The organism is Thiomonas delicata (assembly GCF_900088825.1).
Lineage (GTDB): Bacteria > Pseudomonadota > Gammaproteobacteria > Burkholderiales > Burkholderiaceae_C > Thiomonas_A > Thiomonas_A delicata.
The window spans coordinates 32,768-59,696 of the sequence record NZ_LT592170.1 but is presented as its reverse complement, the minus strand read 5'-3'; the positions used below and the strand labels follow the sequence as shown (position 1 = coordinate 59,696).

At 66.7% G+C, this 26,929-nt stretch carries 25 protein-coding genes; 11 read left to right on the top strand and 14 right to left on the bottom strand.

Features of this window, described 5'->3' with window-relative positions; translation table 11 throughout:
- Positions 1-60 precede the first annotated feature (60 nt).
- Positions 61-1,491, bottom strand: coding sequence for a pyruvate kinase (gene pyk, locus THIARS_RS00360; protein WP_094159001.1), 1,431 nt, complete (start codon positions 1,489-1,491; stop codon positions 61-63).
- A 304-nt stretch (positions 1,492-1,795) separates the two neighbouring features.
- Between pyk and THIARS_RS00355 the strand changes: the two genes are divergently transcribed.
- Entirely contained in the window at positions 1,796-3,121 is a 1,326-nt protein-coding gene (locus tag THIARS_RS00355) for a sensor domain-containing diguanylate cyclase (RefSeq protein WP_245845408.1), read from the top strand.
- A 3-nt stretch (positions 3,122-3,124) separates the two neighbouring features.
- Here the strand turns inward: THIARS_RS00355 and THIARS_RS00350 are convergent, their stop codons facing one another.
- The 11 genes from THIARS_RS00350 to THIARS_RS00300 all read right to left on the bottom strand — a co-directional run bounded on the left by THIARS_RS00350 (position 3,125) and on the right by THIARS_RS00300 (position 13,928).
- Entirely contained in the window at positions 3,125-3,451 is a 327-nt protein-coding gene (locus tag THIARS_RS00350) for an AzlD domain-containing protein (protein ID WP_094158999.1), read from the bottom strand.
- Between the two features lie 16 nt (positions 3,452-3,467).
- A complete protein-coding gene (locus tag THIARS_RS00345; protein WP_245845407.1) occupies positions 3,468-4,196 on the bottom strand; it encodes an AzlC family ABC transporter permease in 729 nt (242 codons plus the stop codon).
- 196 nt (positions 4,197-4,392) lie between these two features.
- Positions 4,393-6,258, bottom strand: a complete 1,866-nt coding sequence (locus THIARS_RS00340) for a PglL family O-oligosaccharyltransferase (protein WP_094158998.1) — start codon at positions 6,256-6,258, stop codon at positions 4,393-4,395.
- The gene (locus THIARS_RS00335) at positions 6,255-7,826 is read right to left on the bottom strand and encodes a M48 family metalloprotease (RefSeq protein ID WP_094158997.1); all 1,572 of its coding nucleotides are present in this window, start codon (positions 7,824-7,826) and stop codon (positions 6,255-6,257) included. Before THIARS_RS00335 ends, THIARS_RS00340 begins: the two co-directional genes overlap by 4 nt.
- A gap of 38 nt (positions 7,827-7,864) precedes the next feature.
- Positions 7,865-9,622 carry a phosphoenolpyruvate--protein phosphotransferase gene (gene ptsP / locus THIARS_RS00330; RefSeq protein ID WP_094158996.1) on the bottom strand — a complete coding sequence of 586 codons (1,758 nt, stop codon included), beginning with the start codon at positions 9,620-9,622 and terminating at the stop codon, positions 7,865-7,867.
- Between the two features lie 224 nt (positions 9,623-9,846).
- Positions 9,847-11,013, bottom strand: a complete 1,167-nt coding sequence (locus tag THIARS_RS00325) for a sensor histidine kinase (RefSeq protein WP_094158995.1) — start codon at positions 11,011-11,013, stop codon at positions 9,847-9,849.
- Positions 11,010-11,732 carry a winged helix-turn-helix domain-containing protein gene (locus tag THIARS_RS00320; RefSeq protein WP_094160528.1) on the bottom strand — a complete coding sequence of 241 codons (723 nt, stop codon included), beginning with the start codon at positions 11,730-11,732 and terminating at the stop codon, positions 11,010-11,012. The genes THIARS_RS00325 and THIARS_RS00320 overlap by 4 nt, the downstream gene beginning before the upstream one ends.
- A 39-nt stretch (positions 11,733-11,771) precedes the next feature.
- Positions 11,772-12,392 (bottom strand): Spy/CpxP family protein refolding chaperone, encoded by a 621-nt coding sequence (locus THIARS_RS00315; RefSeq protein ID WP_094158994.1) that lies wholly within the window; start codon positions 12,390-12,392, stop codon positions 11,772-11,774.
- Between the two features lie 183 nt (positions 12,393-12,575).
- Positions 12,576-12,845, bottom strand: coding sequence for an HPr family phosphocarrier protein (locus THIARS_RS00310; protein ID WP_094158993.1), 270 nt, complete (start codon positions 12,843-12,845; stop codon positions 12,576-12,578).
- The gene (locus THIARS_RS00305) at positions 12,839-13,264 is read right to left on the bottom strand and encodes a PTS sugar transporter subunit IIA (protein ID WP_094158992.1); all 426 of its coding nucleotides are present in this window, start codon (positions 13,262-13,264) and stop codon (positions 12,839-12,841) included. Before THIARS_RS00305 ends, THIARS_RS00310 begins: the two co-directional genes overlap by 7 nt.
- Positions 13,265-13,346: 82 nt before the next feature.
- Complete coding sequence (locus tag THIARS_RS00300) at positions 13,347-13,928, bottom strand: hypothetical protein (RefSeq protein ID WP_094158991.1); 582 nt, start codon at positions 13,926-13,928, stop codon at positions 13,347-13,349.
- 46 nt (positions 13,929-13,974) lie between these two features.
- Between THIARS_RS00300 and THIARS_RS00295 the strand changes: the two genes are divergently transcribed.
- The 6 genes from THIARS_RS00295 (at position 13,975) to THIARS_RS00270 (ending at position 21,492) form a co-directional block, all read left to right on the top strand.
- Entirely contained in the window at positions 13,975-14,529 is a 555-nt protein-coding gene (locus THIARS_RS00295) for a thioredoxin fold domain-containing protein (RefSeq protein WP_186436523.1), read from the top strand.
- A 250-nt stretch (positions 14,530-14,779) separates the two neighbouring features.
- Entirely contained in the window at positions 14,780-16,234 is a 1,455-nt protein-coding gene (locus THIARS_RS00290) for a TolC family protein (protein WP_094158989.1), read from the top strand.
- A 42-nt stretch (positions 16,235-16,276) separates the two neighbouring features.
- A complete protein-coding gene (locus THIARS_RS00285; protein ID WP_094158988.1) occupies positions 16,277-17,380 on the top strand; it encodes an efflux RND transporter periplasmic adaptor subunit in 1,104 nt (367 codons plus the stop codon).
- Entirely contained in the window at positions 17,373-20,663 is a 3,291-nt protein-coding gene (locus THIARS_RS00280; protein WP_245845405.1) for an efflux RND transporter permease subunit, read from the top strand. Before THIARS_RS00285 ends, THIARS_RS00280 begins: the two co-directional genes overlap by 8 nt.
- 99 nt (positions 20,664-20,762) lie before the next feature.
- The gene (locus THIARS_RS00275) at positions 20,763-20,987 is read left to right on the top strand and encodes a YgaP family membrane protein (protein ID WP_094158986.1); all 225 of its coding nucleotides are present in this window, start codon (positions 20,763-20,765) and stop codon (positions 20,985-20,987) included.
- Positions 20,988-21,201: 214 nt separating this feature from the next.
- Positions 21,202-21,492 (top strand): metal-sensing transcriptional repressor, encoded by a 291-nt coding sequence (locus THIARS_RS00270; RefSeq protein WP_094160527.1) that lies wholly within the window; start codon positions 21,202-21,204, stop codon positions 21,490-21,492.
- Positions 21,493-21,586: 94 nt separating this feature from the next.
- On the opposite strand, the gene mnmA is transcribed toward THIARS_RS00270, so the two are convergent.
- Both mnmA and THIARS_RS00260 read right to left on the bottom strand, forming a co-directional pair.
- Entirely contained in the window at positions 21,587-22,741 is a 1,155-nt protein-coding gene (gene mnmA, locus THIARS_RS00265; protein WP_094158985.1) for a tRNA 2-thiouridine(34) synthase MnmA, read from the bottom strand.
- Positions 22,742-22,794: 53 nt separating this feature from the next.
- A complete protein-coding gene (locus tag THIARS_RS00260; protein WP_094158984.1) occupies positions 22,795-23,274 on the bottom strand; it encodes an NUDIX hydrolase in 480 nt (159 codons plus the stop codon).
- A 158-nt stretch (positions 23,275-23,432) separates the two neighbouring features.
- On the opposite strand from THIARS_RS00260, the gene THIARS_RS00255 reads away from it, so the two are divergent.
- The 4 genes from THIARS_RS00255 to THIARS_RS00240 all read left to right on the top strand — a co-directional run bounded on the left by THIARS_RS00255 (position 23,433) and on the right by THIARS_RS00240 (position 26,855).
- The gene (locus tag THIARS_RS00255; protein WP_094158983.1) at positions 23,433-24,554 is read left to right on the top strand and encodes a Re/Si-specific NAD(P)(+) transhydrogenase subunit alpha; all 1,122 of its coding nucleotides are present in this window, start codon (positions 23,433-23,435) and stop codon (positions 24,552-24,554) included.
- A 99-nt stretch (positions 24,555-24,653) separates the two neighbouring features.
- Positions 24,654-24,968 carry an NAD(P) transhydrogenase subunit alpha part 2 gene (locus THIARS_RS00250; protein WP_094158982.1) on the top strand — a complete coding sequence of 105 codons (315 nt, stop codon included), beginning with the start codon at positions 24,654-24,656 and terminating at the stop codon, positions 24,966-24,968.
- 37 nt (positions 24,969-25,005) lie between these two features.
- The gene (locus THIARS_RS00245) at positions 25,006-26,442 is read left to right on the top strand and encodes an NAD(P)(+) transhydrogenase (Re/Si-specific) subunit beta (protein ID WP_094158981.1); all 1,437 of its coding nucleotides are present in this window, start codon (positions 25,006-25,008) and stop codon (positions 26,440-26,442) included.
- A 110-nt stretch (positions 26,443-26,552) separates the two neighbouring features.
- A complete protein-coding gene (locus THIARS_RS00240) occupies positions 26,553-26,855 on the top strand; it encodes an H-NS histone family protein (RefSeq protein WP_094160526.1) in 303 nt (100 codons plus the stop codon).
- The last annotated feature ends 74 nt before the right edge of the window (positions 26,856-26,929 follow it).

Here is a 26,929-nt window from a genome sequence, read left to right as displayed (position 1 = left end):
CGCTGCGGCCGGGTCCGGCCGCAACTGCCCGCCCCCTTCTGCGAAGGGGCGTTCCCGAGATCAACGGGCCACGCGCATCACCTTGAGCATATTGGTGCCTCCCGCAGTGCCGATGGGTTCGCCGCAAGTGATGGCATAACTGTCGCCGGCAACCAAGGCGTGGCTTTTCACAAGCATGATTTCGGCCTGCTTCAGGGCCTCGTCGCGGTCGCTGGAGAACTGCATATGCACCGGGCGCACATTGCGGTAGAGGGTCATGCGCCGCACCGAGCTGATCTGCGGGGATAGCGCATAGATCGGCATACGCACGCGGTGCCGACTCATCCAAAGCGCCGTCGAGCCGGACTCCGTGAGCGCAACGATGGCCTTGCAACCGAGGTGATGCGCGGTGAACAGCGCGGCCATGGCGATGGACTGATCGATACGCGTGAAGGACTTGTCGACGAAGTCATGCTCGAGCTTCATTTCCTCGAACAGTTCGGCTTCCATACAGATGCTGGCCATGGCCTCCACCGTTTCGACGGGGTATTTCCCGGCCGCGGTTTCGGCCGAGAGCATCACTGCATCGGTGCCGTCGAGGACCGCGTTGGCCACGTCGGAAACCTCAGCCCGGGTGGGGACCGCGTTGGTGATCATCGACTCCATCATCTGGGTGGCCGTGATGACCACGCGGTCCATGTCGCGCGCCATGCGGATCATGCGTTTTTGCAATGCGGGCACGGCGGCGTTGCCGACTTCGACGGCGAGGTCGCCGCGCGCCACCATGATGCCATCCGAGGCTTGGAGGATTTCGGCCAGCGCCGGAATGGCCTCGGCGCGTTCGATCTTCGCAATCAGCGAGGGCCTGTGCCCGTAGGGCTCGCCGGCGACATAGGCCAGTTGCCGGGCCAGTTCCATGTCGGTGGCATTCTTGGGGAAGGACACGGCCAGGAAATCGGCCTGGAAGGCCATGGCCGTGCGGATGTCCTCCATATCCTTGGCGGTGAGCGCGGGAGCCGTCAGGCCGCCGCCCTGCTTGTTGATGCCCTTGTTGTTCGACAGCTCGCCCCCGATCACCACCGAGGTGACGATCTTGGAACCTTCCACGGCCTCGACCGCCAGCACGATCAGGCCGTCGTTGAGCAGCAGGCGGTCGCCGGGTTTGACGTCGCGCGGCAGATCCTTGTAGTCGAGGCCGGCGATATCCTCGTTACCCAGTTCGCAGTTGGCATCGAGCGTGAATTGCTTGCCCTGCTTGAGTTCGATCTTGCCTTGGGCGAATTTTCCGACGCGGATTTTCGGCCCTTGCAGGTCGGCCATGATGGCGACCTCGCGGCCGCAGCGCGCGGCGGTTTCACGCACGAGCTGGGCGCGGTCGATGTGGTCCTGCGCTTTGCCATGGGAGAAGTTCAGCCGCACGACATCCACACCGGCGCGGATGATGCGTTCAAGAACGTCGGCGGATGAACTGGCTGGGCCGATCGTGGCCACGATTTTTGTTGCACGGGTCATGGGAAGGTCTGCGTGGATAGGCGAGGGAGGAAAAACCTGGTTTGCGGCGCTGAAACCTAGAAAAATGGCAGAAACGTGAACAAGTGTGCAGCAGTGTAGGTCCTGATCGCGTCAGTTTCGCGTCAAGGTGTCCCAATCTAGACGTATGCTTTGACGGCACGCACAAGATCAAAAATACAGGACACGCCCGGGACGGGGCGAGGGGGAACGATGGGATGCCATATTGCAGAGCATCATCACAGGCCGGGGCGCGAGGGCGCATCCCGTGGGGCGTGACACGATGTGCCCGTCGCTGAGCCAGGGCATGTCCGACGCCTTTCGTTCCGAGGATATGGCCGATTCTGCCGCCGTCCAGCGATTGCTGGAGGCCGTGGACCTGCCGATCGGCCGCTGGGATCGCCAGGCACGCCTGACCTTTTGCAATCCTCCCTATCTGCGCTGGGCCAAGCGCAGCGCGCAGGATTTGCTGGGCTACACCTTGGCCGAACTCTTCGGACCGGATGCATGGGCCCGAGCCCGCGACGCTTTTGCGCAAGCCTTCAACGGCCAGGTTGCTGACTACGAGCGTCTTCTGACCCATCTGCATCCGCCGCGGTGGGGGCGCGTGCAGGTGTTTCCCGAGCGCACGGCGCAGGGCGAGATCGTGGCCGTCTACACCATCGCTTTCGACATTCACAACGATGTGGTGCTGGCCGAGGCGCTGCGCCGTTCCAACTGGATGCTCGAGCAGCACATGCGCAATGCGCCCTGGGGGGTGGTGGAGACCGACGGCGATTTGCGCGTGACGCGTTGGTCGCCGGCCGCAGAAGCTCTGCTGGGCTATTCCAGCGAGCAAAGCCTGGGACTGGCCTGCCTGGACCGTGGCGTGTCGCTCGACGAACTTGCTGGCTGGCAGGGTGTCCTGCAAAGCATCCGGGCCGGCGAACTGCAATCGACGGTGGTGCAACGCCCGCACCAGCGACCCGACGGCCAGAACATCTGGACCGAATGGACGCTTTCCGCGCTGCGCGATCCGGCGGGCTCGATGGTGTCGCTGCTGTGCTTCGTGCGCGACGTCTCGGATCAGGTCCGGCGCCAGGCGCGTTTGCTGCGCGAGGCCGAATACGACGCGCTGACCGGTGTGCTCAGTCGCCGCGCCATCATGCAGCGCCTGGATGCCGCGCTCGAGCGGCGCCAGCCTGGTGAATTGCTCGCCGTGTGTTTCGTCGATCTGGATGGCTTCAAGCCGGTGAACGACCGTCTTGGCCACCACGAGGGCGACCGCTTGCTCAAGCATGTCGCGCAGGCCCTCGCCGCCAGCGTGCGCGGCGATGACGTGGTCGGACGCCTCGGCGGGGACGAATTCGTGGTGGTGGGTCTGCTGCGCAGCGAACGCGACGCCGAGCGTCTGGCCGAAAAACTGGTGCATGCCGTGCGCAAGGCGTCCGAAAATACGCACGCGCAGGTTCTCGTCACGGCCAGTGTCGGCGTGGCCATGGTGCCGCAGCATGCGAGCAACAACTTCGATCTGCTGCAGCGCGCCGATGACGCGATGTATGTCGCCAAGCGGGGCGGCAAGAATCGTTGGGCGATTTGCCAGAATCCCGAGCTACAGGCCACGCCGCTTTTGGTCACTCCCGCCTGGGAGTGAGGTTCAGCCCAACCAGGTCTGTAGCCCGAGCAGCGCCCAGTAGGCCAGCATGCCGCTGACGATGGTGCCGAGGATGCCGCGGCGCCACATGTAGTAGCCGCTCGCGACCCCCGCGGCGCCGAGCTTGATCCACGAAGGCCCCAGATCCGTTGCCAGCAGCAATTCCGGCGCCACCACGGCGGCCAATGCCGCTGCCGGCGCATAACGCAAGGCCAGGCGTAGGCGCGACGGCAAATCCCACGCCCGGCGCGGCAGCAGGAACAGGGAGCGCGTGACGACGGTCACGGCGGTGAGGCCCACGACCAGGGCCATTTCGGTGATGAGGTTCATGGCGTGTTTCGACAGGCTAGAGCGCAAGCCCGGTGCGGCGCTGGCTCCAGGCATCCCAACTCATGCCCACCAGCAGGGCCAGCGCGATGGCCAGTACCAGGTTGAGTTTGAGCGGCAGCCAGAACAAGGTGGTGCTCAGCGCCGAGGCCATCACGATGACCCCGGCCACGGCGCGATTGGCCATGAGGCCCAGCACGATGGCCAACAGCGCCAGGGTGCCCGCAAAACCGACCCCCCAGGAATCGGGAAACAATTTGGCCAGAAAAATGCCGCTGATCGAGGGAATTTGCCAAAAGGCCCAATTGGCCATCCCGCCGCCAAGGAAGTAGCGGGTCTGCTCAAGCGAGCCGTCGGCGACGGGATGGCGGCGCAGCATCATCACCAGATTCACGTCGCCAATCAGATAACCGTACGCCATCCGTTTGAACAGGCTCAGGCGTTCGAGATAAGGGCGCATTTGCGCGCTGAACACGACGAAACGCAGGTTGACGCAAAAGGCCGCGCCGAACACCAGAAGCAAAGGCGCGCCGGCGGCGATCAAAGGCAGGGCGGCCAGCTGGGCGCTGCCGGCGTAAACCGTGAGGCTGATGGCAAGCGCCAGCCAGACGTTCAGACCCGACTTGACCATGGCCACACCGGTCACCAGCCCCCATGCGCTTACGCCCAGGCCCACGGCGCTCATGTCGCGGGCACCTTCGCGGAACGATGGGTCGGCCAATAAATGGCGCAGGCGGACAGCAAGCAAGGGGAGTCTCCGTTGGGGGCATGCTCAGCGCATGGATGCCGCCGGGAACCGGCAAAGCCGGCAGCGGCAGAGCGATTTTGCGCCGCGGCATGAGCCTGTGCAAGCTCGGTTGTGTCGCAAGTCTTTGCCGGTGCCGGGTGTCGTTTCTCGCGCCATTCATTGTTTCCCGCGCTATTGCCACTATCGCCGCGATGGCCTATTGCCGTGGGACGACGATTCTGCGCAACACCGGAGCTTTGCGCAGGATGGCCTGAATGCGGGCGACGTCCGGGTCGCCTCGCAGCCCGGCTTCGGCGGCCAGAACGCCGAAGCTGGTGGCCGTCTGCGGCGCGTAGCGCCAGAACGCGTGCGCGGTGTAGCGCGCCAAATCCAGCGCCTTTTGCGTTTCGCCCAAACGCAGCAGCACGATCATGCGGCGCGACAGCAGGCCAGGGTCGCCCCAGGCATGGGACGAGCGGTCGAGCAGGGCCAGATCGGTCTGCAGTTGCGCGCGGCCGGCTGCCGGAGCGGGCAGCACCGTGGCGGCCTGCGCGAACTGTGCCAGCGGCACGAAAAACCAGTTGTCATGCATGGCGACCTGGCGCGCCAGCAGACCTTGCTCCGCGTCGCCGCTGTAGATCTCGGCGGTCCTGGCATAGTCCAATGCGGCTTTGGCGGTCAGCAAAAGCGCCAAGATGCCGGCGGCGATGCCGGCGCCACGTTGCAATGCGAGGCTTCGGCGCGGCGCGATCACCTGTTTGGCCGGGGCTGTCGCGCCTTCCGACCATCCCAGCACGAAGGCGAAGACGAGCAGGAAGTACACATACCAAAGCGGATACTCCACCAGGCTGTGCAGGCCGATGAAGGCCACCGCCAATAGCGCGGGCAGCGCGGCGATACGCCGGGCCGCGCCAGCCAGGCCGGCGCGCCAGGGCTGCGCGATCTGCCACAACCAGGCCAGCGCGGCGATGACGACGGGCAGGGTGCCGGCCAAGCCGGTTTCGGCCAGCAATTGCAGGATGAGGTCGTGCGCGTTGTCGATGTTGTCCAGCGGCAGGGGGTGCAGGCGTCCGGCCAGCGTCGTCTGCTCCAGCCCCCAGCCGATCTGGCCCCAGCCCCAGCCGGTGACGGGATGCATCTGGAACACTTGCCAGGCGTTGCGCCAGATGATGGCGCGGGCGTTCACCGGCTGGTCGATCTGACGCGTCACGGCGTCGAGGTAGCTGATCCACTTCAGATGGTCGGCCACGTGCAGCCCCAGCCACCATGCCGCATACAGGAGCGGGGCGGCCAGCAGCGGCCGCCACGCGGCGCTGCGCCAGGCACCGGGAACCGCCAGCAGAACCAGCAGCGCGACCACGACCACGTGTACGGTTCCGGTGCGCGAGCCGCTCACCACCAGGGCCCAGGCCAGCATCGCGCAGAAGGTCCATACGGTGCGCGGGCGCAGGCGCGGCGCCCAGCCGGCCAAGCCGGCCAGGCCCAGCGCCACGGCGGTGGCGTAGTGGTTGGGCTGGCGCAGGTTGCCGTAGATGCGCCCGTCGCCAGGGAAGCTGACGATTTGATAGAACCAGGGCGCGTGCGCGTTGAACCATTGGCCGAGTGCCGGGCTTTGCCACAACACGAACTGTACGAGGCCGATGGCAGCCTGGGCCAGGCCCTGCGCCAGCAAGGCCGCGGCAGCCAGGCGCAGCCAGCCCGTTTGCCGCGAGAGGGCCAGGCCCAGGCCCGCCACCAAGGCGGCACCGAGCAGGAGCAGCACGGCCATCCAACCCTGGCCCGGATAAGCCAGCCGGCCCGCGAGCGTTTGCGCGGCGATCACCGCGGCAAGGGCGACGAAGCCCCACACGGCCGTGCCCAGGCGCGGCAGCCTGCCCGTGGCGGCCGCGGCGATCAGCACGAGGCTCCAGAGGGTCGCGGCCAGCAGCATGGTCCCGGTCTTGGCGCTCGGGCCGGGGTCGACGGGCCAGACGAAGGGCAGGGCCAGGGCCAGCGCAAGCAGAATTTGCGCGGCCTGGGTCACGCGTGCGGCGGTGAGTGCGCCAGACGGCGCGGCGACTTGTCGGCTGAGTTGAGGGGTCATTGGGGAAGGAGTTTGTCGAGCCGCTTGTCCAGCTTCCACTGCTGCTGCAGCGCGAGCAGACGGGCGTCGATGATCGAGGCTTCGAAATAATTGGCGCCAGGCGTGCGCTGCGCGATCTTGAGCTGCAGGATGGCGCCTTCCATATTGCCCTCCAGCGCGTAGGCCTCGCCGGTGGCGCGGTGCTGCGCGGCGAATTCGCCGGTTTCGCTGTAAGCCTGGGCCAGCCATTTCCACATCTGGATATCGTGGGGATGCAGGACCGTCTGTTCGCGCAGGAAGTCGCGCGCAGCTTGCTTGTCCGGCATGGCGAGCAGGGCGCGGGCTTGCAGATGCAGCGCTGCGCGAGAGCCCGGATCGGTTCGGCGCAACTGGCGGGCCAGGGCAAGCGCCTGCGCGGCCTGCTGTCCCGCCAGCAGCATCTCGCCGCGCTCGATGTCGAGCGGCAGGCGGTCCTTGGGCGTGAAGCCGGCCGCGGCGGCATCGGCCCGCTGCAAGGCAAGCGTGGCTGCGTCCTTCTGGCCCACGGCTTGAAGCGCCAAGGCCTGGCCGTAGGCCCAGGCCGCCTGCTGCGCCGGGAATTCCGCAGGCTTGTCGGCCAGTTCCGCGGCCAGTCGGCGCAGGTCGTCGGCATGCGTGAACGTCAGCATGCGCGCGCGCGCATTCATCAGCCAGAAGCGCAGGGAATGATCGGGCGGAAGCGGCTGGTTGCCGCCGCGAGCCTCGGCATCCGCGATGCGCTCGCTGGTCAATGGGTGGTCCTGCAAAAACGCATAGACGTCGGCGTTGTCGAGGCGGGACATGTTCTGCAGACGCTCGAGCATGCTGGCCATGGCCTGCGGCGGATAGCCGGCCGCCCTCAGGATGCCGGTTCCGACGCGGTCGGCGTCGCGTTCGTTGTTGCGCGAAAAGCGCAGGGCGCGGTCCATCGCGGCGGCTTGCCCGCCCAGCGCCAGCCCCTCGGCGGCCTGGCCGTTGCCCGAGGCGCCGGCCAGGATCGCCAGCACCAGCGAGCCGATGGACAGGAGGTTGTCGCCGCCGGCCCGCGCCAGGCGCTGCGCGATGTGGCGCTGGGTGATGTGAGAAAGCTCGTGGGCGAACACGGCGGCGAGTTGCGCCTCGGCGCGCGCGTCCTCCACCAGGCCGGTGTGCACGCCCATGAAGCCCCCGGGCAGGGCGAAGGCGTTGAAGGTGGCGTCGCGCAGCAGGAACAGCTCGAAGCGGTGCGGCGCATCGGGCTCGGCCGCGGCGTCGGCGGCCGGGGTCAGGCGCTGGATGATCCCTTGCAGGTAGTCGTGCAGCACGACGTCGTGCAGATACTGGGGCTGCTTGCGCATGTCGGCCATGATGCGCTGGCCCAGGCGCATTTCCACGGCCGGCGAGAGCTCGCCTTGGGCGGCGTCGCCAAGGGCCGGCAGGCGGGCGATCGATTCGTCTTCCGTGGCGCGCGCGGAACCGGGTATGCCAAGCAGCAGCGAAAAGCCGCAAAGGCCGCAGCGCAGCAGACCACGGCGCCCAGGATCGGCTGGCCGATGCGGCGCGCGGGCGGAGGGATGTTGCGGCGCTGTCATGCCGTGGGTCGCTGGCGTGCTGGTGCTGCCCTGCTGCGCTAGGCCGTCAACGCGGCCAGCGCGCGCAACTGGCCCTCGGGTTCGTACTCGGCCAGCACGGCCTGGGCCAGCGGGGCGAGCCTGGCGCAGTCGGCCCGCAGGATTTCCTGCTTGACGCTGAGAATCTGGGCCGGATGCATGGAAAAGCTGCGCAGTCCCAGGCCCAGCAAAAGACGCGTGAGACTCGGATCCCCAGCCATTTCGCCACATACGCTCACGTGCACCGGGCGGCCTTTCCAGGCCTCGGCCGCATGCGATTGGGCGATGGTTTGCGCCAGCAGCTGGAGCACAGCGGGATGCAGCGGGTCGTAGAGGGCGGCGACGCTCTCGTCGGCGCGGTCGATGGCCAGGGTGTACTGCACGAGGTCGTTGGTGCCGACCGAGACGAAGTCGAAATACTTGAGGAACAGCGGCAGCATGAGCACCGCGCCGGGGACTTCGATCATGGCGCCGATCTCCGCAGGGCCATAGGCCTGGCCCGCGGCGGCGAGCTCCGCGCGCGCGGTGTCCAGCAGCGCGAAGGTCTGGCGGATTTCCCCGGCGTGCGCCAGCATCGGAATGAGGATGCGCAGCGTCCCATAGCGCGCGGCGCGCAGCAAGGCGCGCAGTTGGACGCGGAACATCGCGGGGTCCGACAGGCTGTAGCGGATGGCCCTCAGGCCCAGCGCGGGGTTGAGGTGGGTGAACTCGCCGTCGCGGTAATCGTCCACGGCGTCCAGCGGCTTGTCGGCACCGATGTCGATGGTGCGGATGGTCACCGGACGCCCGCCCATGCCCTGCACCACGCGCCGGTAGGCTTCAAATTGTTCATCCTCGCCAGGGAGGTGGTGGGCGCGGTTCATGAACAGGAACTCGGTGCGGAACAGGCCGATCCCCGCCGCGCCGGCGTCGAGCGCCGACTCGCAATCGTCGGGCAGTTCGATGTTGGCCAGCAGTTCCACCATCTGCCCGTCGAGGGTGCGCGCAGGGGTGTTCTTCAGGCGCTTGAGGCGCTCGCGCCCAAGCTCCGACTCCTGCTTGCGCACCCGGTAGTCTTCGAGAATGATGGGAGAGGGGTCGACGATGAGCAGCCCGCTGTCGCCGTCGATGATGACCCAGTCGTCCTGGCGGATCAGCCGGCTGGCCTCGCGTGCGCCGACCACGGCCGGGATGTCCAGGCTGCGCGCGACGATGGCGGTGTGCGAGGTCTTGCCGCCCACATCGGTGGCGAAGCCGCTGAACACGCCTTGCTTGAACTGCATCATGTCGGCCGGGGCGATGTCGTGCGCCACCAGCACCAGGTCTTCCTCGCTTTCCATGCCGCGCGCCAGGCCGCCGGTGCCGCGCAGCGCGCGCAGCAGGCGCTCGACCACCTGCTCGACGTCGGCCTTGCGCTCGCGCAGATAAGCGTCCTCCATGTCGTCGAAGCTGCGCCCGACCACTTCGAGCTGGGCCGTCAGCGCCCACTCGGCGTTGTAGCGGCGCTTGCGGATCCAGGAGGCCGTCTCGCGCCCGATCTGCGGGTCGTCGAGCAGCATCTTGTGCACGTCGATGAAGGCGGACAGCTCAGGGGGGGCATCGGCCGGCAGCTCGGCCTGCAGCGCGTCGAGTTCGGCGCGCACCGCCTGGCGCGCCGCGCGCAGGCGGTCGACTTCACGTTCCTCGTCGCCGGCATCGACAAAGTAGTGCGCCACGTCCAGCCGCGCCGAGGACATGAGCACGGCGCGCCCGACCGCGACGCCGCGAGAGACTGGAATGCCGAAGATTTGCAGTGCCATGGGTGCAATGGTAGAGGGGGTCAATGGGGTCTGTCGCGGTGGGCGTGGCATTGGGTCGGCGTCATGCGTATTCTCGACCCGCGCGTCTTTGGCCCGGCGCATGCGGCGCGCGCCCTCGGCGTCGGCGTCGGCATGCGGGCGACGTGCGCGCAACTCCGTGGTCGCGAAACCGGGGGAGGTTGTTCCCGGCGCGGAGGCGGACGCCCGCTTTTTCCTCCCGGCGTTTATGCGCGTTGGGGCGAAGCGGGATTGAGCGATGCCACGTCGAGCACGAAACACGCGCCACCTCCCGGATGCGGTTCGTAGTGGACGTCTCCGCCGTGCAGCCGCGCGATGCGGCGCACCAGGGGCAGGCCAAGCCCACTGCCGTCGCCGCGGCCATGCAGGCGCACGAAGGGCTCGAAGATGCGTTCGGCTTCCGCTGCGGGCACGCCCGGCCCCCGGTCGCACACGCGGATGCGCACGCCCTGCGGCGTGTTCTGCACGGTCAGCTCGGGCGGGCTGTTGGGCGCGTGCTTGCGTGCGTTGTCCAGCAGGTTGCGGATGGCATGCCGCAGCAGGCGTTCGTCCCCGAGCAGGCGGACCCAGTCCCCCTGGACCTCGGCGTTCTCGCGGGAAGCCTCCTCGGCGGCGAGCGCCAGCACGTCGACCTCGCGCACGTTCAGAACCCGCGGTCCCGAAGCGTCGAGCCGGCTGTAGAGCAGGATGGTGCCGATGAGTTCGTCCAACTCGGCGAGATTGCGCCTCGCCTCGCGCAAAGCCGCGTCGCGCGTGGGGCCGGCCTGCGGCTGGCCCAGGGTCTCCAGCGCCATGCGCAGGCGCGCAAGCGGTGTGCGCAGCTCGTGCGAGGTATAGGCCAGCAGGGATTTGTGGCTGTTGACCAGGGTTTCGATGCGCCCGGCCGCCTGGTTGAACGCCGCGGCGAGCGCGGCGACTTCGTCGCGCCCCTCGACCGCCACGCGCGCGCCGAGGTCCAGGTCGCCGAGCGCTTGCACGCCGAGTTGCAGGCGTTGCAGGCGGCGCGTCAGGTGCTGCATCAGCGGGAAGGTGACGGCACCGACCACGAGGGCGGTGAGCACGGTGGTGGTCAGCGGGGACAACAGCAAGTGGCGCCACGGCGAAGGCCTGATGCCTTGCATTTGCATCATGGCCCGAAACATTTCGCGCCGCAGGGCATGTTGCTGGGGATCGGAGAAGAACAGCCAGTGGATGACCACGGCCGAGACCACGGCCTGCAGCAGCAGCGCCAACGCCAGCGCCAACCCTAGGCGCGCCCACAGCGGCGAACGCACAACGTCATCCGCCGGGATGGTTTGCTGCGGGGCCGCCACGGTCGCGTGTGCCGATAGGGGCGGCGGCGTTGCCGGGGGCCCTGGGGGCGAGGAACTCATGTGCCGTCCTGGCTGCGCGCAAAGACGTAGCCCGCGCCGCGCAGGGTCAGGATGCGGCGCGGGTGGCGCGGGTCGTCTTCCAGGGCGGCGCGGATGCGGCTGATGTGCACGTCGATGGAGCGGTCGTAGACGTCTTGCGCATCGCTGCTTTTCACCGCGTCGAGGAGAAAGTCGCGCGACAGCACGCGCCCGGGGTGTCTGGCCAGGGCCAGGAGCAGATCGAACTGGTAGCCGGTCAGCGGGCGTTCTTCCCCGTCCACCCGTGCCTGGCGCGCCGCGGGGTCGACTTCGAGGCGCCCGAAGCGTAGAAGCTGGGTGGGCGTTGCGGCTCCTTGGCGGCGGCGCACGATCGCGCGCAGCCGGGCCAGGAGTTCGCGCGGCTCGAACGGCTTGGGCAGGTAGTCGTCGGCGCCGAGTTCGAGGCCGACGACGCGGTCCAGCGGATCACCGCGCGCGGTGAGCATGAGGACGGGCAGATCGCTGCCGGTCCCGCGCAGACGCTTGCACAGATCCAGGCCGTCGCCGTCGGGCAGCATGAGGTCGAGCACCATGGCGTCATAGCCGGGACCATGGCCCACGGCGTCGTCGAGGCTCAGCGCCGCATACGCCTGCGCGATGCTCGCGACGCGGCTGACGTTCCATCCCGCCGCGCCGAGGTAGTCATCCACCATCCGCCCCAGTCGCTCGTCGTCTTCGACGAGCAGGACGCGCTGGTTCATGGCGGGGTTCTCGTGCTTCGATGCGGCGATCACAGCCGCTTATTGATCGCCAGGGGCCTTGTCCATGCCCATGCCGTGCCCCATCGGGCCGTGGCCGTCGCGGTCCAGGCGATGCTTCATGCGCTCTTGCATCATGGCGTAGGCCTGTTGGCGCTGCGCAGGGGTCAGGACCAGGGCGATTTCATACTGGGTCTGGGTCATCTGGCGCGAGAGCTGATTGGCAATCGCCATCTGCTTGCTGCGCAGATTCTCCAGCGCGCCGAAGTCGATCGTGGACGCGGACAACAGCTGCATGCTCTGCTGTCTCAGTCCGTGCATTTGCTCCATCAGCGGTCGATTGTGTTCCCAGGCGCTTTTCTGCAAGGCGCGAATGCGGGTGCGCTGTTCGGGCGTCGCATGCACGCGATCCAACATCCGTTCCATCATGCGCTCCATGCCTTGGTGCATGTGGCCATGGCCCATGTCGCCGGAGCGCATGTCGTGGTTCATCGGGCCGCCGTGCTGCATCATTCCCGCAGCCGGAGCCGCCGGCGGCGCGTCGGACTGCGCCAGGGCCGACGTGCTGGCGGCGAGACTCAAACCCAGCGCGAGGGCGCCAAGCGCACCTGCGGAAACGAAGCGCTGTGCAAGCGGGCGGGTTGAAGCATGTGACTTGGTCATGATCGGATCTCCGTGGGGCCCCGTCGAGGGGGATGTGCGCATGATGCGCGGCCTAGTTTGCGCGTGTTTGCCCCGATTGTGTCGGAATATTGCGCCGGCGGCATCGTGTCATGGGGGCGGCAACTCGGCATGGCGAGGCGCGCCCTCGGCTCGGCTGCGACCGCGCGGGTTCGGGCCGAAACGCTATTCGCCTTCGCCGAACTTGTTGTCCACCAGGAAGGCGAGCTGATCCAGCGCCTGTTCTGCATCGTCGCCCTCGGCTTCAACCCCGATGCGGGTGCCCGGGCCGGCGGCCAGCATCATCACGCCCATGATGCTCTTGGCGTTGACGCGGCGCGAGCCTCGCGACAGCCAGATGTCGCTGACGAATTCGGAGGCAAGCTTCGTGAGCTTGGCGGAGGCGCGCGCATGCAGGCCCAGTTTGTTGCTGATGAGCAGTTCGCGTTTCAACATGTTGGTGGATCGGGTGCTTCGTCGTTGTGGAGTTCGGCGATGCCGCGCGTGCCGCCTGCCAGGGCGCGGGCCGTGAGGGCGTCGAGCGGCTCCTTCTGGTAGCACAGGGTGCGCAGCAGCATGGGCAGGTTGACGCCGGAAACCACGCGCACGGCGCAGGCCGATGCAGGCGCGCGGGCCAGGCGCTGTGCCAGGTTGCAGGGCGTGGCCCCGGCCGCGTCCACCAGCACGAGAGCCGTTCCGTCGGCGCTGACGTGGGCCAGGGCCGTCTGGGCCTGCGCCAGGAAGCTCTCGGGCGAGGCATCCGCGGGCACGTCCAGCGCTTCGAGCTGGCTTGGGCAGCCGGCGTAGACATGCTCCGCGCAGTCCCGGAGGGCGCTGGCGAGGGGAGCGTGGGCGATGATGAGGATGCCGGGCATGGGGGCAACTCGAGATGGCGCGCCGAAGGCGCGGCCTGGCTGCAGATCGACAAGTTTAGCCGCAATGCTGCATTGCGGAAAGTCAATCTCCTGCGCCGTGGCCCGACAGCCGGACCGATCCGGAAAAAGTCTGGGCCGCTTCGGGTTTGTAATCCTTGGCGTGGCCGAAGGCCGTGGCCTGGTACACCTGCGAGCCCTGGGCGAACAGCACGACGCGCTCGCGCAGCGGCTTGCCCGTGGGAGATTTGCCGGAAATCTCCAGATCGAGCGCGTCGGGCAAACCGCCTGCCGTGTGGTCGACCGCCGATGCTCGGCTGCGCGTGACGGTGCCGCCGACATTGTGGACTGCTGCCTGGTGCAGCACGGCCAAGGCCGCCCCGACCCGGCTCGCGTCCTTCACGTCCGCATGGGCCAGGGCGAAGGTCATGTCGTCGGCGGTGCAGCCGGTCATGCTCATCTTCACCGTGTTGCCGGCCAGGCGCACATCTTGTGTGATTTGCTGCGGCTTGCAGGGAAAACTCAGCAGGATGTCGAGGCCCTTGGGGCGGATTTCGCGCCAGTTCAGCGCCGGGGAGCAGGCCGCGATCAGGGGAACGGCCAGCACGAGCAGCGCCGCGCGCGGCCATCCCCGCTGGCGCCGGGGATGAAGGTCTGGATTTAGCATGGGCGCATTATCCGTGCATGCGTTCATGCACACCGGGAGTCCTGCCATGCTTCGCCTGCCGTCCTTGTTTTCGTCGTTTCACGCCGCAAAGGGCTTGCGCCTGCGCGCTGTGTTGCAGGGCGCTTGGGTCGCTGCGGGGTTGGCGCTGGGGCTGGGGCTGGCAGGGCTGGCGCAGGCCGAGACCTACCTTCCTCCGGCGCGTGACCTGCAGTCCACCGCGGCCCAGGCTGCCGCCAGGCACCAGCCCGTGGTGGTGATGTTCAGCCTGCCGGGGTGCACCTATTGCGAGCGGCTGCGCAAGAGCACCTACCAATGGCTGGTGAAGGATGGGTATGTGGTGCGGCAGGTCGAGATGGATTCGAGCGACCGTTTGCTCGGCTTCGACGGCAAGCCGAGCACAGGCAAGGCCCTTGCCCGGCATTACGGCGTCAAGCTGGCGCCGACGGTGCTGTTTCTCGGCCCGGGCGGACGCGAGGTGGCCGAGCGCCTGGAAGGCGCTGGACAGCCGGATTTCTACGGCGCCTTCGTTGACCGCGCACTCAAGCAAGCGGAACTGGCGCTGGGCGCCAGACCGCCAGTCGGCACGGCCCCGCAATCCTGAGCCTGTCGCCACCGTCGCCCGGCGGGCGCGCGATTGTCCATTCCATGTAACCGTGTATTGCCCATCCCCCGCATACTCCATGCAGTATTGATATACTGGCACCAGTATTTGATAGCGTGCATTTCTGGGGGTGTTGACCTACTCGGCCTATGCTTCGGCTGGTTGTCGAGCAGGCGGGTTGGGTCATGCTGGACGCGCATGGCGCTTTGCCGCCCCCGGAACGCATCATGATTCGAAGGGGGTTCTCAGCATGACTGATTCCGCAACGCGCCGGATCGGTATCGGGTTTCTGGCTTGGGCCGTGGTGTTTCAAGGTGCGGCATCGGCCATGACGCTGGATTTTCGCCAGGCGGTCGATATCGCGCTGCGTCAAAATCCAGATCTGCTTGCGGTCCAGGCGCAGATCGCGCAGGCCAAGGCCGGCGTGGCCCAGGCCGAAGGCGCGCGCCTGCCCAAGATCACCGCCACCGTGGGCGCAACCCGCACCAACGATCCGCTCAACGTCTTCGGCATCAAGCTGTCCCAACGCGGTGCCACGTTCAACGATTTCGGCGCCGGGCAGTTCAACCCCGCCGTGCCCGGCGTCCTGAACATCGCGCCCGACAACCTCAACGAGCCCAGCGCGGTGAACAACTTCAGCACCCGGCTGGAGGCCCAGTTGCCGCTGTACACCGGAGGCAAGCTGCAGGGGTATATGCGGCAGGCGCGTTCCATGCTGCTGGCCGCGCAATCGGGCGACCAGGCCGCGCGCCAGCAGATCATCGCGCAAGCGCTGCAGGCCTATGACGGCGTGTATACCGCGCAGGCTTTCGAAGGCGTGGCGGCCAAGGCGCTGGACGCGGCGCAAAGCCAGGTCAAGATGGTGGACAGCTTGTACAAGCAAGGCGTGGTGATCAAGAGCGACCTGCTTTCGGCCCAGGTGCATCTGGAAGACGTGAAGCTGCAGCAGCAGCAGGCGGCGGACATGCGGGCGCAGGCGATGGATGCGTTGCACGTGGTGCTGGGCGTGCCGTTGGCCGAACCGATCGAGCTCGGCCCCGAGGTTCGGGTCGACATGCCGCCCGGCCAGCCTGACGGCTGGATCGGGCAGGCGCTCGAGAACAATCCGCAGATCCTCGCGCTGCGCCACCAGATCCAGGCCGCCAGCGGCAAGGTCGAGGTGGCCCGATCCGACCTGTATCCGCAAGTGGGCGCCCTGGCCCGCTTCGACACCAATGATCCGACGCTGGGATTCGGCGCGCACAGCTACACCATCGGCGCGCAGCTCACCTGGACTCTGTTCGACGGCGGCGTGGCGCGCCAGGGGGTGGACCAGGCCATGGCCGCGCGCATGGAACTGCGGGCCAAGCTGCAGTCGGCGGAGAACCAGCTCGGCATGCAAATCCAGGACGCCTACCGCAAGGCGGTGGCGGCACAGAACCAGTTCAAGACACGCGAGCTTGCCGTGCAGCAGGCCGAGGAGGCCGCGCGCATCGTCACCAAACGCTACGCCGACGGCGTGGGGACCCTGGTGGAGATGCAGGGCGCGCAGGCCCAGCTCGACAAGGCGCGCGCCGACCTGGTGCTGGCGCGCAACCAGATCAATATGCAGCGCGCCGCCCTGCGTCTGGCGATGGGCCAGCTCGACCTGACCGGCTTGCAGCAGGTCCCGGCCCAGCCGCCCATGGCGGCGGCATCCGCGGCATCCGTGCCGGCGCAGCCCTGATCGCACAACATCCATCCGACCGAACACAACGTCGAGAACACCATGAATGACGTTCAAACCCGATTCCTGCCAAGTCTGAAACGCACGCCCGTGGCGCTGGTTCTGGCCGCCGCGCTGCTGTCCGCCTGTGGCCACCAGGACGAAGCCGCCACATCCGGCGCCGTGGCGCCGCGCAACGTCGCCGCCCAAACCACCAAGCTCGCCACCCAGGAGCAGCAGGGACAGACCTTGCTGACCGGGACGGTCGTCTCCAGCAACCAGGTGCAGGTGGCTTCGCGGTTGATGGGCTATATACGGGCCATCAAGGTTCACGAGGGGCAAACGGTCAAAGCCGGGGAGCTGTTGTTCGAGGTCGACCCCACCGATATCCAGGGCCAGGTGGCGCAGGCGCGGTCGGGCTTGGCCCAGGCGCAGGCCAATCTGGCCAATGCCAAGGCCGACTACGAACGTTTCGGCAACTTGTACCGGGAGCAGGCCATCCCCCGCCAGCAGTGGGATCAGGTCCAGCTGCGCTACAAGGTCGCGCAGGCGCAGGTGGCCGCGGCGCAAGCCGGCTACGACACCGCGGGCGCGCAGATGCGCTATGCCTCGGTCACCTCGCCGATCGCCGGTGTGGTGGTGCAGAAGATGGCCAACCCTGGCGATCTGGCGGCGCCCGGGCGGCCTGTTCTGGTGATCGAAGGCCAGGGCAAGCTGCAGGTGCAGACCCAGGTTCCCGGCGATGTGTTCGATCGCATCAAGATCGGCGACAAGGTCCAGGTGTACGCGGGTGACAGGATCGTCCCCGGCACCATCGCCCAGGCCGTGCCCGCGGCCGATCCGATGAGCCACACCCACACCGTGAAGATCGACCTTCCCGCCGATGCCGGCGTGGACAGCGGCAGCTTCGTGCGCGTCGGCTTCGCCGTGGGCAGCGCGCCGCAGTTGCGCGTGCCGCAAAGCGCGGTGGTCGACCGTGCCGGCATGACCGGGGTGTTCGTGGTGGACAAGGACGGCATCGCCCACTTCCGCCTGGTGCGCCTGGGCGCGCAGGTTGGCCGCATGGTGGACGTGCAGGCCGGTTTGAACGCCGGCGACACCATCGTCACCAGCAATCTGGCCGAAGTGGAAAACGGCGTGAAAATCGGCGGAGGCAGCCGTGGCTGAACATGCCCCCATGAACAGCGCGGGCAAGCTGGCGCGCGCCTTCATCACCTCCAAGATCACCGCGCTGATCATGGTGGCGCTCACCCTCGCCGGGGTGCTGGCGCTCGTGGTGACGCCGCGCGAATACAACCCGCAGATCGTGGTTCCGGCCGCCAACATCATCGTGGCCAAGCCGGGCGCCGATCCGCGTGAAATCCAGAATCTGGTGGTCAAGCCGCTGGAGGCCATCATGGCCTCGATGTCCGGGGTCGACCACACCTACGGCTACGCGAACAACGATTTCGGCGTGGTCACGGTGCAGTTCAAGGTGGGCCAGGATCAGGAGAAAAGCCTGGTCAAGATGTACAACCAGCTGATGCAAAACCTGGACCGCATCCCGCCCGGCGCGATGCAGCCCGTGGTCAAACCCATCGACGTCGACGACGTCCCCATCCTGACCGTCACGCTGTCCTCGGCCAGCCTCGACGGCATGCAGCTGCGCGACGTCGGCGAGAAGGTGCTTGCCCATCTGCGCAACGTTCCCGGCGTGTCGTTCACCGAAGTGGTGGGCGGCGCGCCTCGCGCGGTGAACGTCTGGATCTCGCCGTCCAGGCTGGCCGCGGCGGGCATTTCCCTCGAGCAGGTGGACAAGATCCTGCAAGGCAGCAACGCCGCGGCGCCCATCGGCAACGTGGTCGACGACAACCGCGTCACGCCGGTGCGCATCGACAGCTTTCTGGGCGATGCGCGGCAGGTGGGCGACATCCTGATCGGCGCGCCGAACGGCAAGCCGGTCTACCTCAAGGACGTGGCCCGGGTCGAGAACGGCCCGGCCGAGTTGGACCAACTCTCGCACTTCGCCTGGGGGGCCGCCGCGAAGGGCAGGCCGCACGGTCAGGAGATGAGCGCCGTCACCCTGGCCATCGCCAAGAAGTCGGGCACCAACGCCGTGGTCGTGGTGCGCGACGTGCTGGCCAAGCTGGACACGATCAAGGCTTACGCGCTGCCGCAGGGCGTGCATGTCACGGTGACGCGCAACGACGGGCACAAGGCCGACGAGGCGGTCAACACCCTGGTGGAGCACCTCGGCGTCGCCATCATCAGCGTGACCCTGCTGCTGTGGTTTTTTCTCGGCTGGCGCGAGGCCGGCATCGTCACGCTCACGGTGCCGCTGACGCTGTTTGCCGTGCTCACGGTCGACCTCATCATCGGCCAGACCATCAACCGCATCACCCTGTTCGCGCTCATCTTGTCGCTGGGCCTGCTGGTCGACGGCGCCATCGTCGTGATCGAGAACATCCACCGCCATCTCCACCATGGCCCGGCCAAGGACTTTAACCAGACCGTGGTGCAGGCCACCAACGAGATCGGCAATCCCACCAATATGGCCACCCTGGCGGTGATCCTGGCTTTCGTGCCGATGGCTTTCGTCACCGGCATGATGGGGCCGTTCATGCGCCCGATTCCGATCAACGTTCCGGTGGCGATGATCGCCTCGCTGGTGCTCGCCTACACCGTCGTGCCCTGGGCGGCGCGGGTGTGGTTGAGCAAGAAGGCGGCGCGCGAGGCCCTGGCGCGCACCGAGAGCCTGGAGGAGGAGGGGCAGCGCGAGCAGGATGCGCTGCACCGCGCCTATCTGAAGCTTTTCGAGCCCTTGCTGAGGAGCCGCACCCGGCGCAACGTGATGTTCCTGGTGGTGGCGCTGCTGCTCATCGGCGCCATGCTCATGCCGGCCTGGCAGTTCATCCGGCCTTCCGGCATGAACGGGCCGTTGTCGGCCTTGGGGGTTGAGCTCAAGATGCTGCCGAACGACAACACCAACACCTTTTTGGTCGAGGTGGATACGCCGGCGGGGTCTACGCTGGAGCGCACCGACGAGGTGGCGCGCGCCGTGGGCGACGTGCTGGCGACCAATCCTTATGTGCTGGACTACCAGACCTTCGTCGGCCTGGCGGCGCCGATCGATTTCGCCTCGCTGGTGCGTGGCGACATGCTCAAGCGGGGCGACAACTTCGCCCAGATCCGCGTCAATCTCGTTGGCAAGAGCGCGCGTTCGGAAAGTTCGCACGAGATCGTGCAGAAGCTCTACGACCAGCTTGCCCCGGTGCGCGCGCGCTTCCCCGGCAGCTCCATCAAGCTGTTCGAGACTCCGCCGGGGCCGCCGGTGCGCGCCCAGGTGATGGCCGAACTCTACGGCCCCAACTACGACGTGTTGCGCAAATCGGCCAAGGACGTGCTGGGCGATTTCGACCATGTCTACGGCCTGATGAACCAGGACGACTCGGTCACGGCAACGACCGCCGAATACCGCATCAAGATTGACCGGCAGAAAGCCGCGATGTCGGGCATCGTGCCGGGGCAGGTCATCCAGCTGTTGCACGACGACGTGTCCGGACTGAAGGTGGGCGCCATCCACGACGGCAACGCCATGGAGCCGATCGACATCATCCTGCGCATCCCGCGCGCCGATCGGCAGAGCCCGCAGCAGCTGCTGGACGTGCCGATCCAAAACGCGCAAGGCAAGGTTCTGCCGCTGTCGGCCATCGCCACGGTGGAGAAGACCACCCTGGCCAAGCCCATTTACAGCCGCGACCAGCATCCGGTGGTCTATGTGGGCGGCGAGATGGTCCGCTCCAGTCCTGTGTACGCCACCCTGTCGCTCAACGGCATGCTGGACGGCAAGAAGCTTGCCGATGGCACGACCTTCACCACCGGCAACCTTGGGTTCGCCGACACGCCGCCGTCCGATCTGAAGGGCTACCAGATCCTGTGGGGCGGCGAGATGCGCCTGACCCTGGACGTGTTCCGGGACCTCGGCTCGGCGTTCATGGTGGCGCTGGTGTTCATCTACCTGCTGCTGGTGGCGTACTACAAGTCCTTCCTGCTCCCGGTGATCGTGATGGGGGCGATTCCCCTCACCCTCATCGGCGTGTTCCCCGGCCACTGGCTGACCCACCAGTCGTTCACCGCCACGTCCATGATCGGGGTCATCGCCCTGGCCGGCATCGTGGTGCGCAACTCGCTGTTGCTGATCGACTTCATTCTCGAATACCGCGCCCGCGGCTACAGCCTGCAAGAGTCGGTGGCGCAGGCCGGCGCGGTGCGCCTGCGGCCCATTCTGCTCACGGCGCTGGCCATCATGTTCGGCTCGGCCATCATGATCACCGATCCGGTGTTCGGCGGCCTCGCGGTCTCCCTGATCTTCGGCACCTTGCTGTCGACCATCCTGACCCTGATCGTGATTCCGCTGCTGTATTACGTGTGGCAGATTCGCGTGAAACCGGCTGCCGCGGAACAAGCATGAAGTCCGCGTTTTTGCATCCTGTCATTTACTCTCTTGATACACGGGTGAGTTTGCACTACTTTTTCGCATGTTTTTTCCCTGACCTGCTGGAGCTTCGTCATGACCGTTGAACGTTACATCCGCGTTTTCGCCGGAACCTTCATTCTTCTCTCGCTCGCCCTCGGCCTGGAAGGCAGCCCGATTTTCGTGTCCAAGTGGTTCTTGTTGGTCACGGCTTTCGTCGGCGCCAACCTGTTGCAGTTCGGCTTTACCAATTTCTGCCCGCTCGGCCTGATCCTGAAAAAACTTGGGGTGCCCGAATCCAAGTTCAGCTGCGGCAGCTGAACCCCGCTGGCGGCGCATGGCGTTCGCGCGGAACGATGCGGACACGGGGCGGCGGCGATTGGGGGGTATGTCGCCCTTCAGCCAGGGCCTCGTCCCTTGACCGCGTGCATGCGGCGGCCGAGCCCGGACCAAGTTGGCTGAGTATCATGATGAAAGGCGTCATCGAATGATCAAAGCCATTTCGCCCAAGAACCGGCCTCCTGGAGGGTTTGCCATGTCTGTTCTCACCAACGAAGCCTCGCGCACCGACATTCTCAACCGTCTCAAGCGGGCGGAAGGCCAGTTGCGCGGCGTGCAGCGCATGATCGACGAGGGCGAGCCCTGCCTGAAGGTCGCGCAGCAACTCTCGGCCGTGCGCAAGGCGCTCGACAGCACGTTCGTGCGGATGACCGTGTGCTACATCGAGCAGGAACTCGACTCGCGCATCGAGGGCGGGCCGGCCGAGAAGGTCCGGCTCGAATCCATGATGGAAGAGATGGAAACCCTGCTCGCACGCATGACCTGATCCGTCCCGGATCGCCTTGTCACATCGGGCGCCCGCGCGGCTCAGGCGCCGCGCTTGTGGCCACCGGGGGCTCCCGCCGACGGCGACCAGCCCATCAAGCCAAAGGGGCGGCCGGCAAGGCCGCCGAGAATCCATCCTCTGCCGCAGCGCCGACGGCGTCGATCACCCCGCCGCCCAGGCAGATTTCCCCCGCATACAAGACCGCCGATTGCCCGGGCGTGGCAGCCCATTGGGGGGTGTCGAATTCGAGCGTGAAGCCGTTCGCGCCCGATTCCCCGATGCGGCAAGCACTGTCGGCCTGGCGGTAGCGGGTTTTGGCGCTCAAAGCCGCGCTGTGGGTTTCGGCGGCCTGGGGCGCGTGCCCGGCGACCCACGCGGCGTCGGCGACGAGCAGACCACGGCTCAAGAGCCAGGGGTGGTCGTGGCCCTGGGCGACGAAGAGCGTGTTGCTCGCCATGTCCTTGCGCGCGACGAACCACGGCTCGCCGCTGCCGTCCTTGCTGCCGCCCAGGCCGATGCCCTTGCGCTGTCCCAGGGTGTAGAAGGCCAGACCCACGTGTTCGCCGATGATGCGGCCCTCGGGCGTTTTCATGGGGCCCGGTTTCGTCGGCAGGTAGCGGTTGAGAAATTCACGGAACGGACGTTCGCCGATGAAGCAGATGCCGGTCGAATCCTTCTTGCGCGCATTGGGCAGACCGATGTCGGCGGCGATGCGGCGCACCGCGGTCTTGTGCAGTTCGCCGACCGGAAACAGCGTTCTTGAAAGCTGCGCTTGGTTCAGGCGATGCAGGAAATAGCTCTGGTCCTTGGCAGGGTCGAGCCCCCGCAGCAACTCGAAGCCGGACGCGGTTTCGCGCACGCGGGCATAGTGCCCGGTGGCGATCTTCTGCGCGCCCAGCCGCATGGCATGGTCGAGAAAGGCCTTGAACTTGATCTCGGCGTTGCACAGCACATCCGGGTTCGGGGTCCGCCCGGCGGCGTATTCGCGCAGGAACTCGGCGAACACGCGCTCCTTGTATTCGGCGGCGAAGTTGACGGCCTCGATGTCGATGCCGATGACGTCGGCCACGCTCGCGGCGTCCAACCAGTCCTGGCGCGACGAGCAATACTCGCCATCGTCGTCGTCCTCCCAGTTTTTCATGAACAGGCCGATGACCTCATAGCCCTGCTGCTTGAGCAGCCAGGCCGAAACCGACGAATCCACTCCTCCGGAGAGGCCGACGACGACGCGGGGCTTGGTGTGACGCATGGGCGCATTTTAGGAGCGCGCCCGGCGGCGCGCGTCCTTGCGGGAAGGCGCTCTCAATCCCGCGGAGCCTGCACGTCAGGATGGGTGTAGACGGCGCTCAACGGGAAGTGCCGGCCCGCCAGATGGTCCTCCACGCAGCGCAGCACCAGCGGGCTGCGATGGCGCTCGGCACTGGCCCGAATCTCGTCCGGGGTGAGCCAGAGCGTGCGCACGATGCCCGTGTCGAGGGCCTGCCCGGGGATCGGATCGCCGACCCGGCCGTGAAAGGCCAGTCGCAGATACGTGACGTCTTCCCCAGGGCGCTGGAAGCGCGAGAGATAGATCCCGAGCAGGCCAACGGGTTCGAAGGCGCGGGCCGTTTCCTCGAGCGTTTCCCGCACCACGCCTTGCACCGGGCTCTCGCCACGCTCCAGATGGCCAGCGGGATTGTTCAGCCGCAAACCCTCCTGCGTGTGTTCCTCGACGAGCAAAAAGCGGCCATCGTGCTCGATGACGGCGGCGACGGTGACGCTGGGTTTCCAGACTTGGCGCATAGGGACGTTTGTGGCGGGCGAGGAGACGGAATTCTTGCACCAAGACCGCTGCCATGTCTTTGTCAGCTTGGCCCCCCGTTTGGCCGAATGCCGTACTTGGGCGAAAATGCCGTGCTAGATCGAATTTCCAAAGCCATCCAATTTGAGGAGAAGGATTCATGCGCATCGGCGTTCCGGCTGAGAGTGTGGCGGGGGAGGCCAGGGTGGCCGCCACTCCCGAGACCGTCAAGAAGCTCGTGGCCCAGGGGCATGTGGTGGTGGTGCAGGCCGGGGCGGGCGTGGCCGCTGGCGCGGTGGACGCCGACTACGAGGCCGTAGGGGCCCAAATGGTCACGGCGGCCGAGGCATTGGGGGCCGAACTCGTGCTCAAGGTGCGTCGCCCGCAAGACGCCGAGCTGGCGCAGATGCAGCGCGGCGCCACCGTGGTGGGCATGCTCGAACCCTTCAACGCCGAAGGCCTGCAAGCCCTGGCCCAGGCCGGCCTGACGGCCTTCGCGCTCGAAGCCGCCCCTCGCACCACGCGGGCACAGAGCCTGGACGTGTTGTCCAGCCAGGCCAATATCGCCGGCTACAAAGCCGTGCTGCTGGCTGCCAACCTCTACCCCCGCTTCATGCCCATGCTCATGACCGCCGCCGGCACCGTCAAAGCCGCCCGACTGGTGATTCTGGGCGCCGGCGTGGCCGGGCTGCAGGCCATCGCCACCGCCAAGCGCCTGGGCGCGGTGGTGGAAGCTTCCGACGTGCGCCCCGCCGCCAAGGAGCAGGTCGAGTCCCTCGGCGCGAAGTTCATCGACGTGCCCTTCGAGACCGACGAAGAACGCGAGATCGCCCAAGGCGTGGGCGGCTACGCCCGGCCCATGCCCAAGGCCTGGCTGGATCGCCAGGCCGCCCTGGTGGCCGAGCGCGTCAAGCAGGCCAACATCGTCATCACCACGGCGCTCATCCCCGGGCGGCGTGCCCCCGTGCTGGTGAGCGAGGCCATGGTCCAGGGCATGCGCCCCGGATCGGTCATCGTCGACATGGCTGCTGCGCAAGGCGGCAATTGCCCGCTGACCGAAGCCGACAAGACCGTGGTCAGGCATGGCGTCACCATCGTCGGCGAGACCAACCTGCCCGCCATGGTTGCAGCCGACGCCTCCTCGCTGTACGCACGCAATGTGCTGGACTTCCTCAAGCTCGTGCTCGACAAGGACAAGGGCCTGATCGTCAACATGGACGACGACATCGTCGCCGCCTGCCTGATGACCCGGGACGGCGAGGTCAAGCGCAAGGCGGCCTGATCCCATGGCCGCACCTGCCCCGTTTGGCGCGGCGCAAGGCCGGCGCATTGCCGCCGCGCGCCGCGCCGCTCCCAGCATTGCCTTCACGAAGGACTGAACATGCACGAAATTTCTCCTTTCATCATCAACCTCACCATCTTCGTGCTGGCCATCTATGTCGGCTATCACGTCGTGTGGACCGTCACCCCCGCGCTGCACACCCCGCTGATGTCGGTGACCAACGCCATCTCCGCCATCATCATCGTCGGCGCCATGCTCGCCGCCGCGCTCACCGTCACGCCGCTGGGCAAGGTCATGGGCATGCTGGCCGTGGCCATGGCCGGGGTGAACATCTTCGGCGGCTTCCTCGTCACCCGCCGCATGCTGGAGATGTTCAAGAAAAAAGAACGTCCCGTCGCCAAGAAGGCCGAATGACCATGAACCACGCCAAGATCGCACGCAAGGATTTGCCATGACCCTCAGCATGAACCTGGTCACCCTGCTTTACCTCGTCGCCTCGGTGTTCTTCATCCAGGCCCTCAAGGGTCTGTCGCACCCGGCCACGAGCCGGCGCGGCAACGTCTTCGGCATGACCGGCATGGCCATCGCCGCGCTCACCACCGTCGCCCTCATCGTCAAGATCGGCGGTGACGCCGGCGCCGCCGGCCTGGGCTATGTGCTCGCCGCGCTGGTCGTGGGAGGCGCCATCGGCGCCACCATGGCCAAGCGCGTGGAGATGACCAAGATGCCCGAACTGGTGGCCTTCATGCACAGCATGATCGGCCTGTCGGCGGTGTGCATCGCCGTTGCCGAAGTGGCCGAGCCCCATGCCTTCGGCATCGTCGCCGCGATGGGCGATCCGCTGCCCTACGGCAACCGCGTCGAGCTGTTCATCGGCGCCATCGTCGGCGCCATCACCTTCAGCGGCTCGGTCATCGCCTTCGGCAAGCTCTCCGGCAAGTACAAGTTCCGCCTGTTCCAGGGCGCGCCGGTGCGCTTTGCCGCGCAGCACTGGATCAATCTGGCCATCGCGCTGACCACCGTCGGCTTCGGCCTGGCGTTCTGGGCCACGGCGAACTGGACGCCCTTCCTGGTCATGCTGGCGCTGGCCTTCGTGCTGGGCGTGCTCATCATCATCCCCATCGGCGGCGCCGACATGCCGGTGGTGGTGTCCATGCTCAACAGCTACTCGGGCTGGGCCGCCGCCGGCATCGGCTTCTCGCTGGAAAACAGCATGCTCATCATCGCCGGCTCGCTGGTGGGATCCTCCGGGGCGATCCTGAGCTACATCATGTGCAAGGCGATGAACCGCTCGTTCTTCAACGTCATCCTCGGCGGCTTCGGCGGCGAGGCCGCCGTGGCCGCCACGGGCGGGGCGCAGCGCACGGTCAAGTCCGGCAGCCCGGACGACGTGGCCTTCCTGCTGGGCAACGCCGAAACGGTGATCATCGTGCCGGGCTACGGCCTGGCCGTGGCCCGCGCGCAGCATGCGCTGAAGGAGTTGGCGCAAAAACTCGGCGAGCGCGGCGTGAACGTGAAGTACGCCATCCACCCGGTGGCCGGCCGCATGCCCGGGCATATGAACGTGCTGCTGGCCGAGGCCGAGGTGCCCTACGACCAGGTGTTCGAGATGGACGACATCAACCCCGAGTTCGCGCAGGCCGACGTGGCCGTGGTGCTGGGCGCCAACGACGTGGTCAACCCGGCGGCGAAGAACGATCCCAAGTCGCCGATTGCCGGCATGCCCATTCTCGAGGCCTACAAGGCCAAGACCGTGATCGTGAACAAGCGATCCATGGCCACGGGCTATGCGGGTTTGGATAATGACTTGTTTTATCTCGACAAAACCATGATGGTCTTCGGCGACGCCAAGAAGATCATCGAAGACATTACCAAAGCCATCGAATAAATGGGGTTTTGCACAAGGGCCGCCTTCGGGCGGCTTTTTTCGTGGCCGGGTTTTGGATTATGATGTGAACATTCTGATTTTTCTTCATGTCCAAACCCGAGGAGGTCCCGATGTCGTCCTATAAAGAATTGCTCGCTCAAATTGAAATGCTCAAGCAGCAGGCCGAATCGCAGCGCAAGACGGAAATCTCCCAAGTCGTGGCTGATATTCGCGCGAAAATGCAGGAGTACGGAATCAGCCTAAGCGATCTGGGCTCCACGGGCCGCAGTTCGCGCAGCAAGGGCACCACCGTCGCCGCGAAATACCGCCATCCCAAAACCGGCGACACCTGGACCGGTCGCGGCAAGATGCCCAAATGGCTGCAGGGCGAAGTCAATACCGGCAAGCGCAAGGAAGATTTTCTCATCGCCTGAGGCGCGTCGAGCCAACCCGTGACCGTGGTCAGCGGGTTTGATGCACAAACGGCCCCGAGTCATAACTCGGGGCC

What these genes read in the sequence shown, in the direction of transcription:
- pyk (WP_094159001.1), bottom strand. Translation starts at nt 1,491, where the DNA reads ATGACCCGTGCAACAAAAATCGTGGCCACGATCGGCCCAGCCAGTTCA.
- THIARS_RS00355 (WP_245845408.1), top strand. Translation starts at nt 1,796, where the DNA reads ATGTCCGACGCCTTTCGTTCCGAGGATATGGCCGATTCTGCCGCCGTC.
- THIARS_RS00350 (WP_094158999.1), bottom strand. Translation starts at nt 3,451, where the DNA reads ATGAACCTCATCACCGAAATGGCCCTGGTCGTGGGCCTCACCGCCGTG.
- THIARS_RS00340 (WP_094158998.1), bottom strand. Translation starts at nt 6,258, where the DNA reads ATGACCCCTCAACTCAGCCGACAAGTCGCCGCGCCGTCTGGCGCACTC.
- THIARS_RS00335 (WP_094158997.1), bottom strand. Translation starts at nt 7,826, where the DNA reads ATGACAGCGCCGCAACATCCCTCCGCCCGCGCGCCGCATCGGCCAGCC.
- ptsP (WP_094158996.1), bottom strand. Translation starts at nt 9,622, where the DNA reads ATGGCACTGCAAATCTTCGGCATTCCAGTCTCTCGCGGCGTCGCGGTC.
- THIARS_RS00325 (WP_094158995.1), bottom strand. Translation starts at nt 11,013, where the DNA reads ATGAGTTCCTCGCCCCCAGGGCCCCCGGCAACGCCGCCGCCCCTATCG.
- THIARS_RS00320 (WP_094160528.1), bottom strand. Translation starts at nt 11,732, where the DNA reads ATGAACCAGCGCGTCCTGCTCGTCGAAGACGACGAGCGACTGGGGCGG.
- THIARS_RS00315 (WP_094158994.1), bottom strand. Translation starts at nt 12,392, where the DNA reads ATGACCAAGTCACATGCTTCAACCCGCCCGCTTGCACAGCGCTTCGTT.
- THIARS_RS00310 (WP_094158993.1), bottom strand. Translation starts at nt 12,845, where the DNA reads ATGTTGAAACGCGAACTGCTCATCAGCAACAAACTGGGCCTGCATGCG.
- THIARS_RS00305 (WP_094158992.1), bottom strand. Translation starts at nt 13,264, where the DNA reads ATGCCCGGCATCCTCATCATCGCCCACGCTCCCCTCGCCAGCGCCCTC.
- THIARS_RS00300 (WP_094158991.1), bottom strand. Translation starts at nt 13,928, where the DNA reads ATGCTAAATCCAGACCTTCATCCCCGGCGCCAGCGGGGATGGCCGCGC.
- THIARS_RS00295 (WP_186436523.1), top strand. Translation starts at nt 13,975, where the DNA reads ATGCTTCGCCTGCCGTCCTTGTTTTCGTCGTTTCACGCCGCAAAGGGC.
- THIARS_RS00290 (WP_094158989.1), top strand. Translation starts at nt 14,780, where the DNA reads ATGACTGATTCCGCAACGCGCCGGATCGGTATCGGGTTTCTGGCTTGG.
- THIARS_RS00285 (WP_094158988.1), top strand. Translation starts at nt 16,277, where the DNA reads ATGAATGACGTTCAAACCCGATTCCTGCCAAGTCTGAAACGCACGCCC.
- THIARS_RS00275 (WP_094158986.1), top strand. Translation starts at nt 20,763, where the DNA reads ATGACCGTTGAACGTTACATCCGCGTTTTCGCCGGAACCTTCATTCTT.
- THIARS_RS00270 (WP_094160527.1), top strand. Translation starts at nt 21,202, where the DNA reads ATGTCTGTTCTCACCAACGAAGCCTCGCGCACCGACATTCTCAACCGT.
- mnmA (WP_094158985.1), bottom strand. Translation starts at nt 22,741, where the DNA reads ATGCGTCACACCAAGCCCCGCGTCGTCGTCGGCCTCTCCGGAGGAGTG.
- THIARS_RS00260 (WP_094158984.1), bottom strand. Translation starts at nt 23,274, where the DNA reads ATGCGCCAAGTCTGGAAACCCAGCGTCACCGTCGCCGCCGTCATCGAG.
- THIARS_RS00255 (WP_094158983.1), top strand. Translation starts at nt 23,433, where the DNA reads ATGCGCATCGGCGTTCCGGCTGAGAGTGTGGCGGGGGAGGCCAGGGTG.
- THIARS_RS00250 (WP_094158982.1), top strand. Translation starts at nt 24,654, where the DNA reads ATGCACGAAATTTCTCCTTTCATCATCAACCTCACCATCTTCGTGCTG.
- THIARS_RS00245 (WP_094158981.1), top strand. Translation starts at nt 25,006, where the DNA reads ATGACCCTCAGCATGAACCTGGTCACCCTGCTTTACCTCGTCGCCTCG.
- THIARS_RS00240 (WP_094160526.1), top strand. Translation starts at nt 26,553, where the DNA reads ATGTCGTCCTATAAAGAATTGCTCGCTCAAATTGAAATGCTCAAGCAG.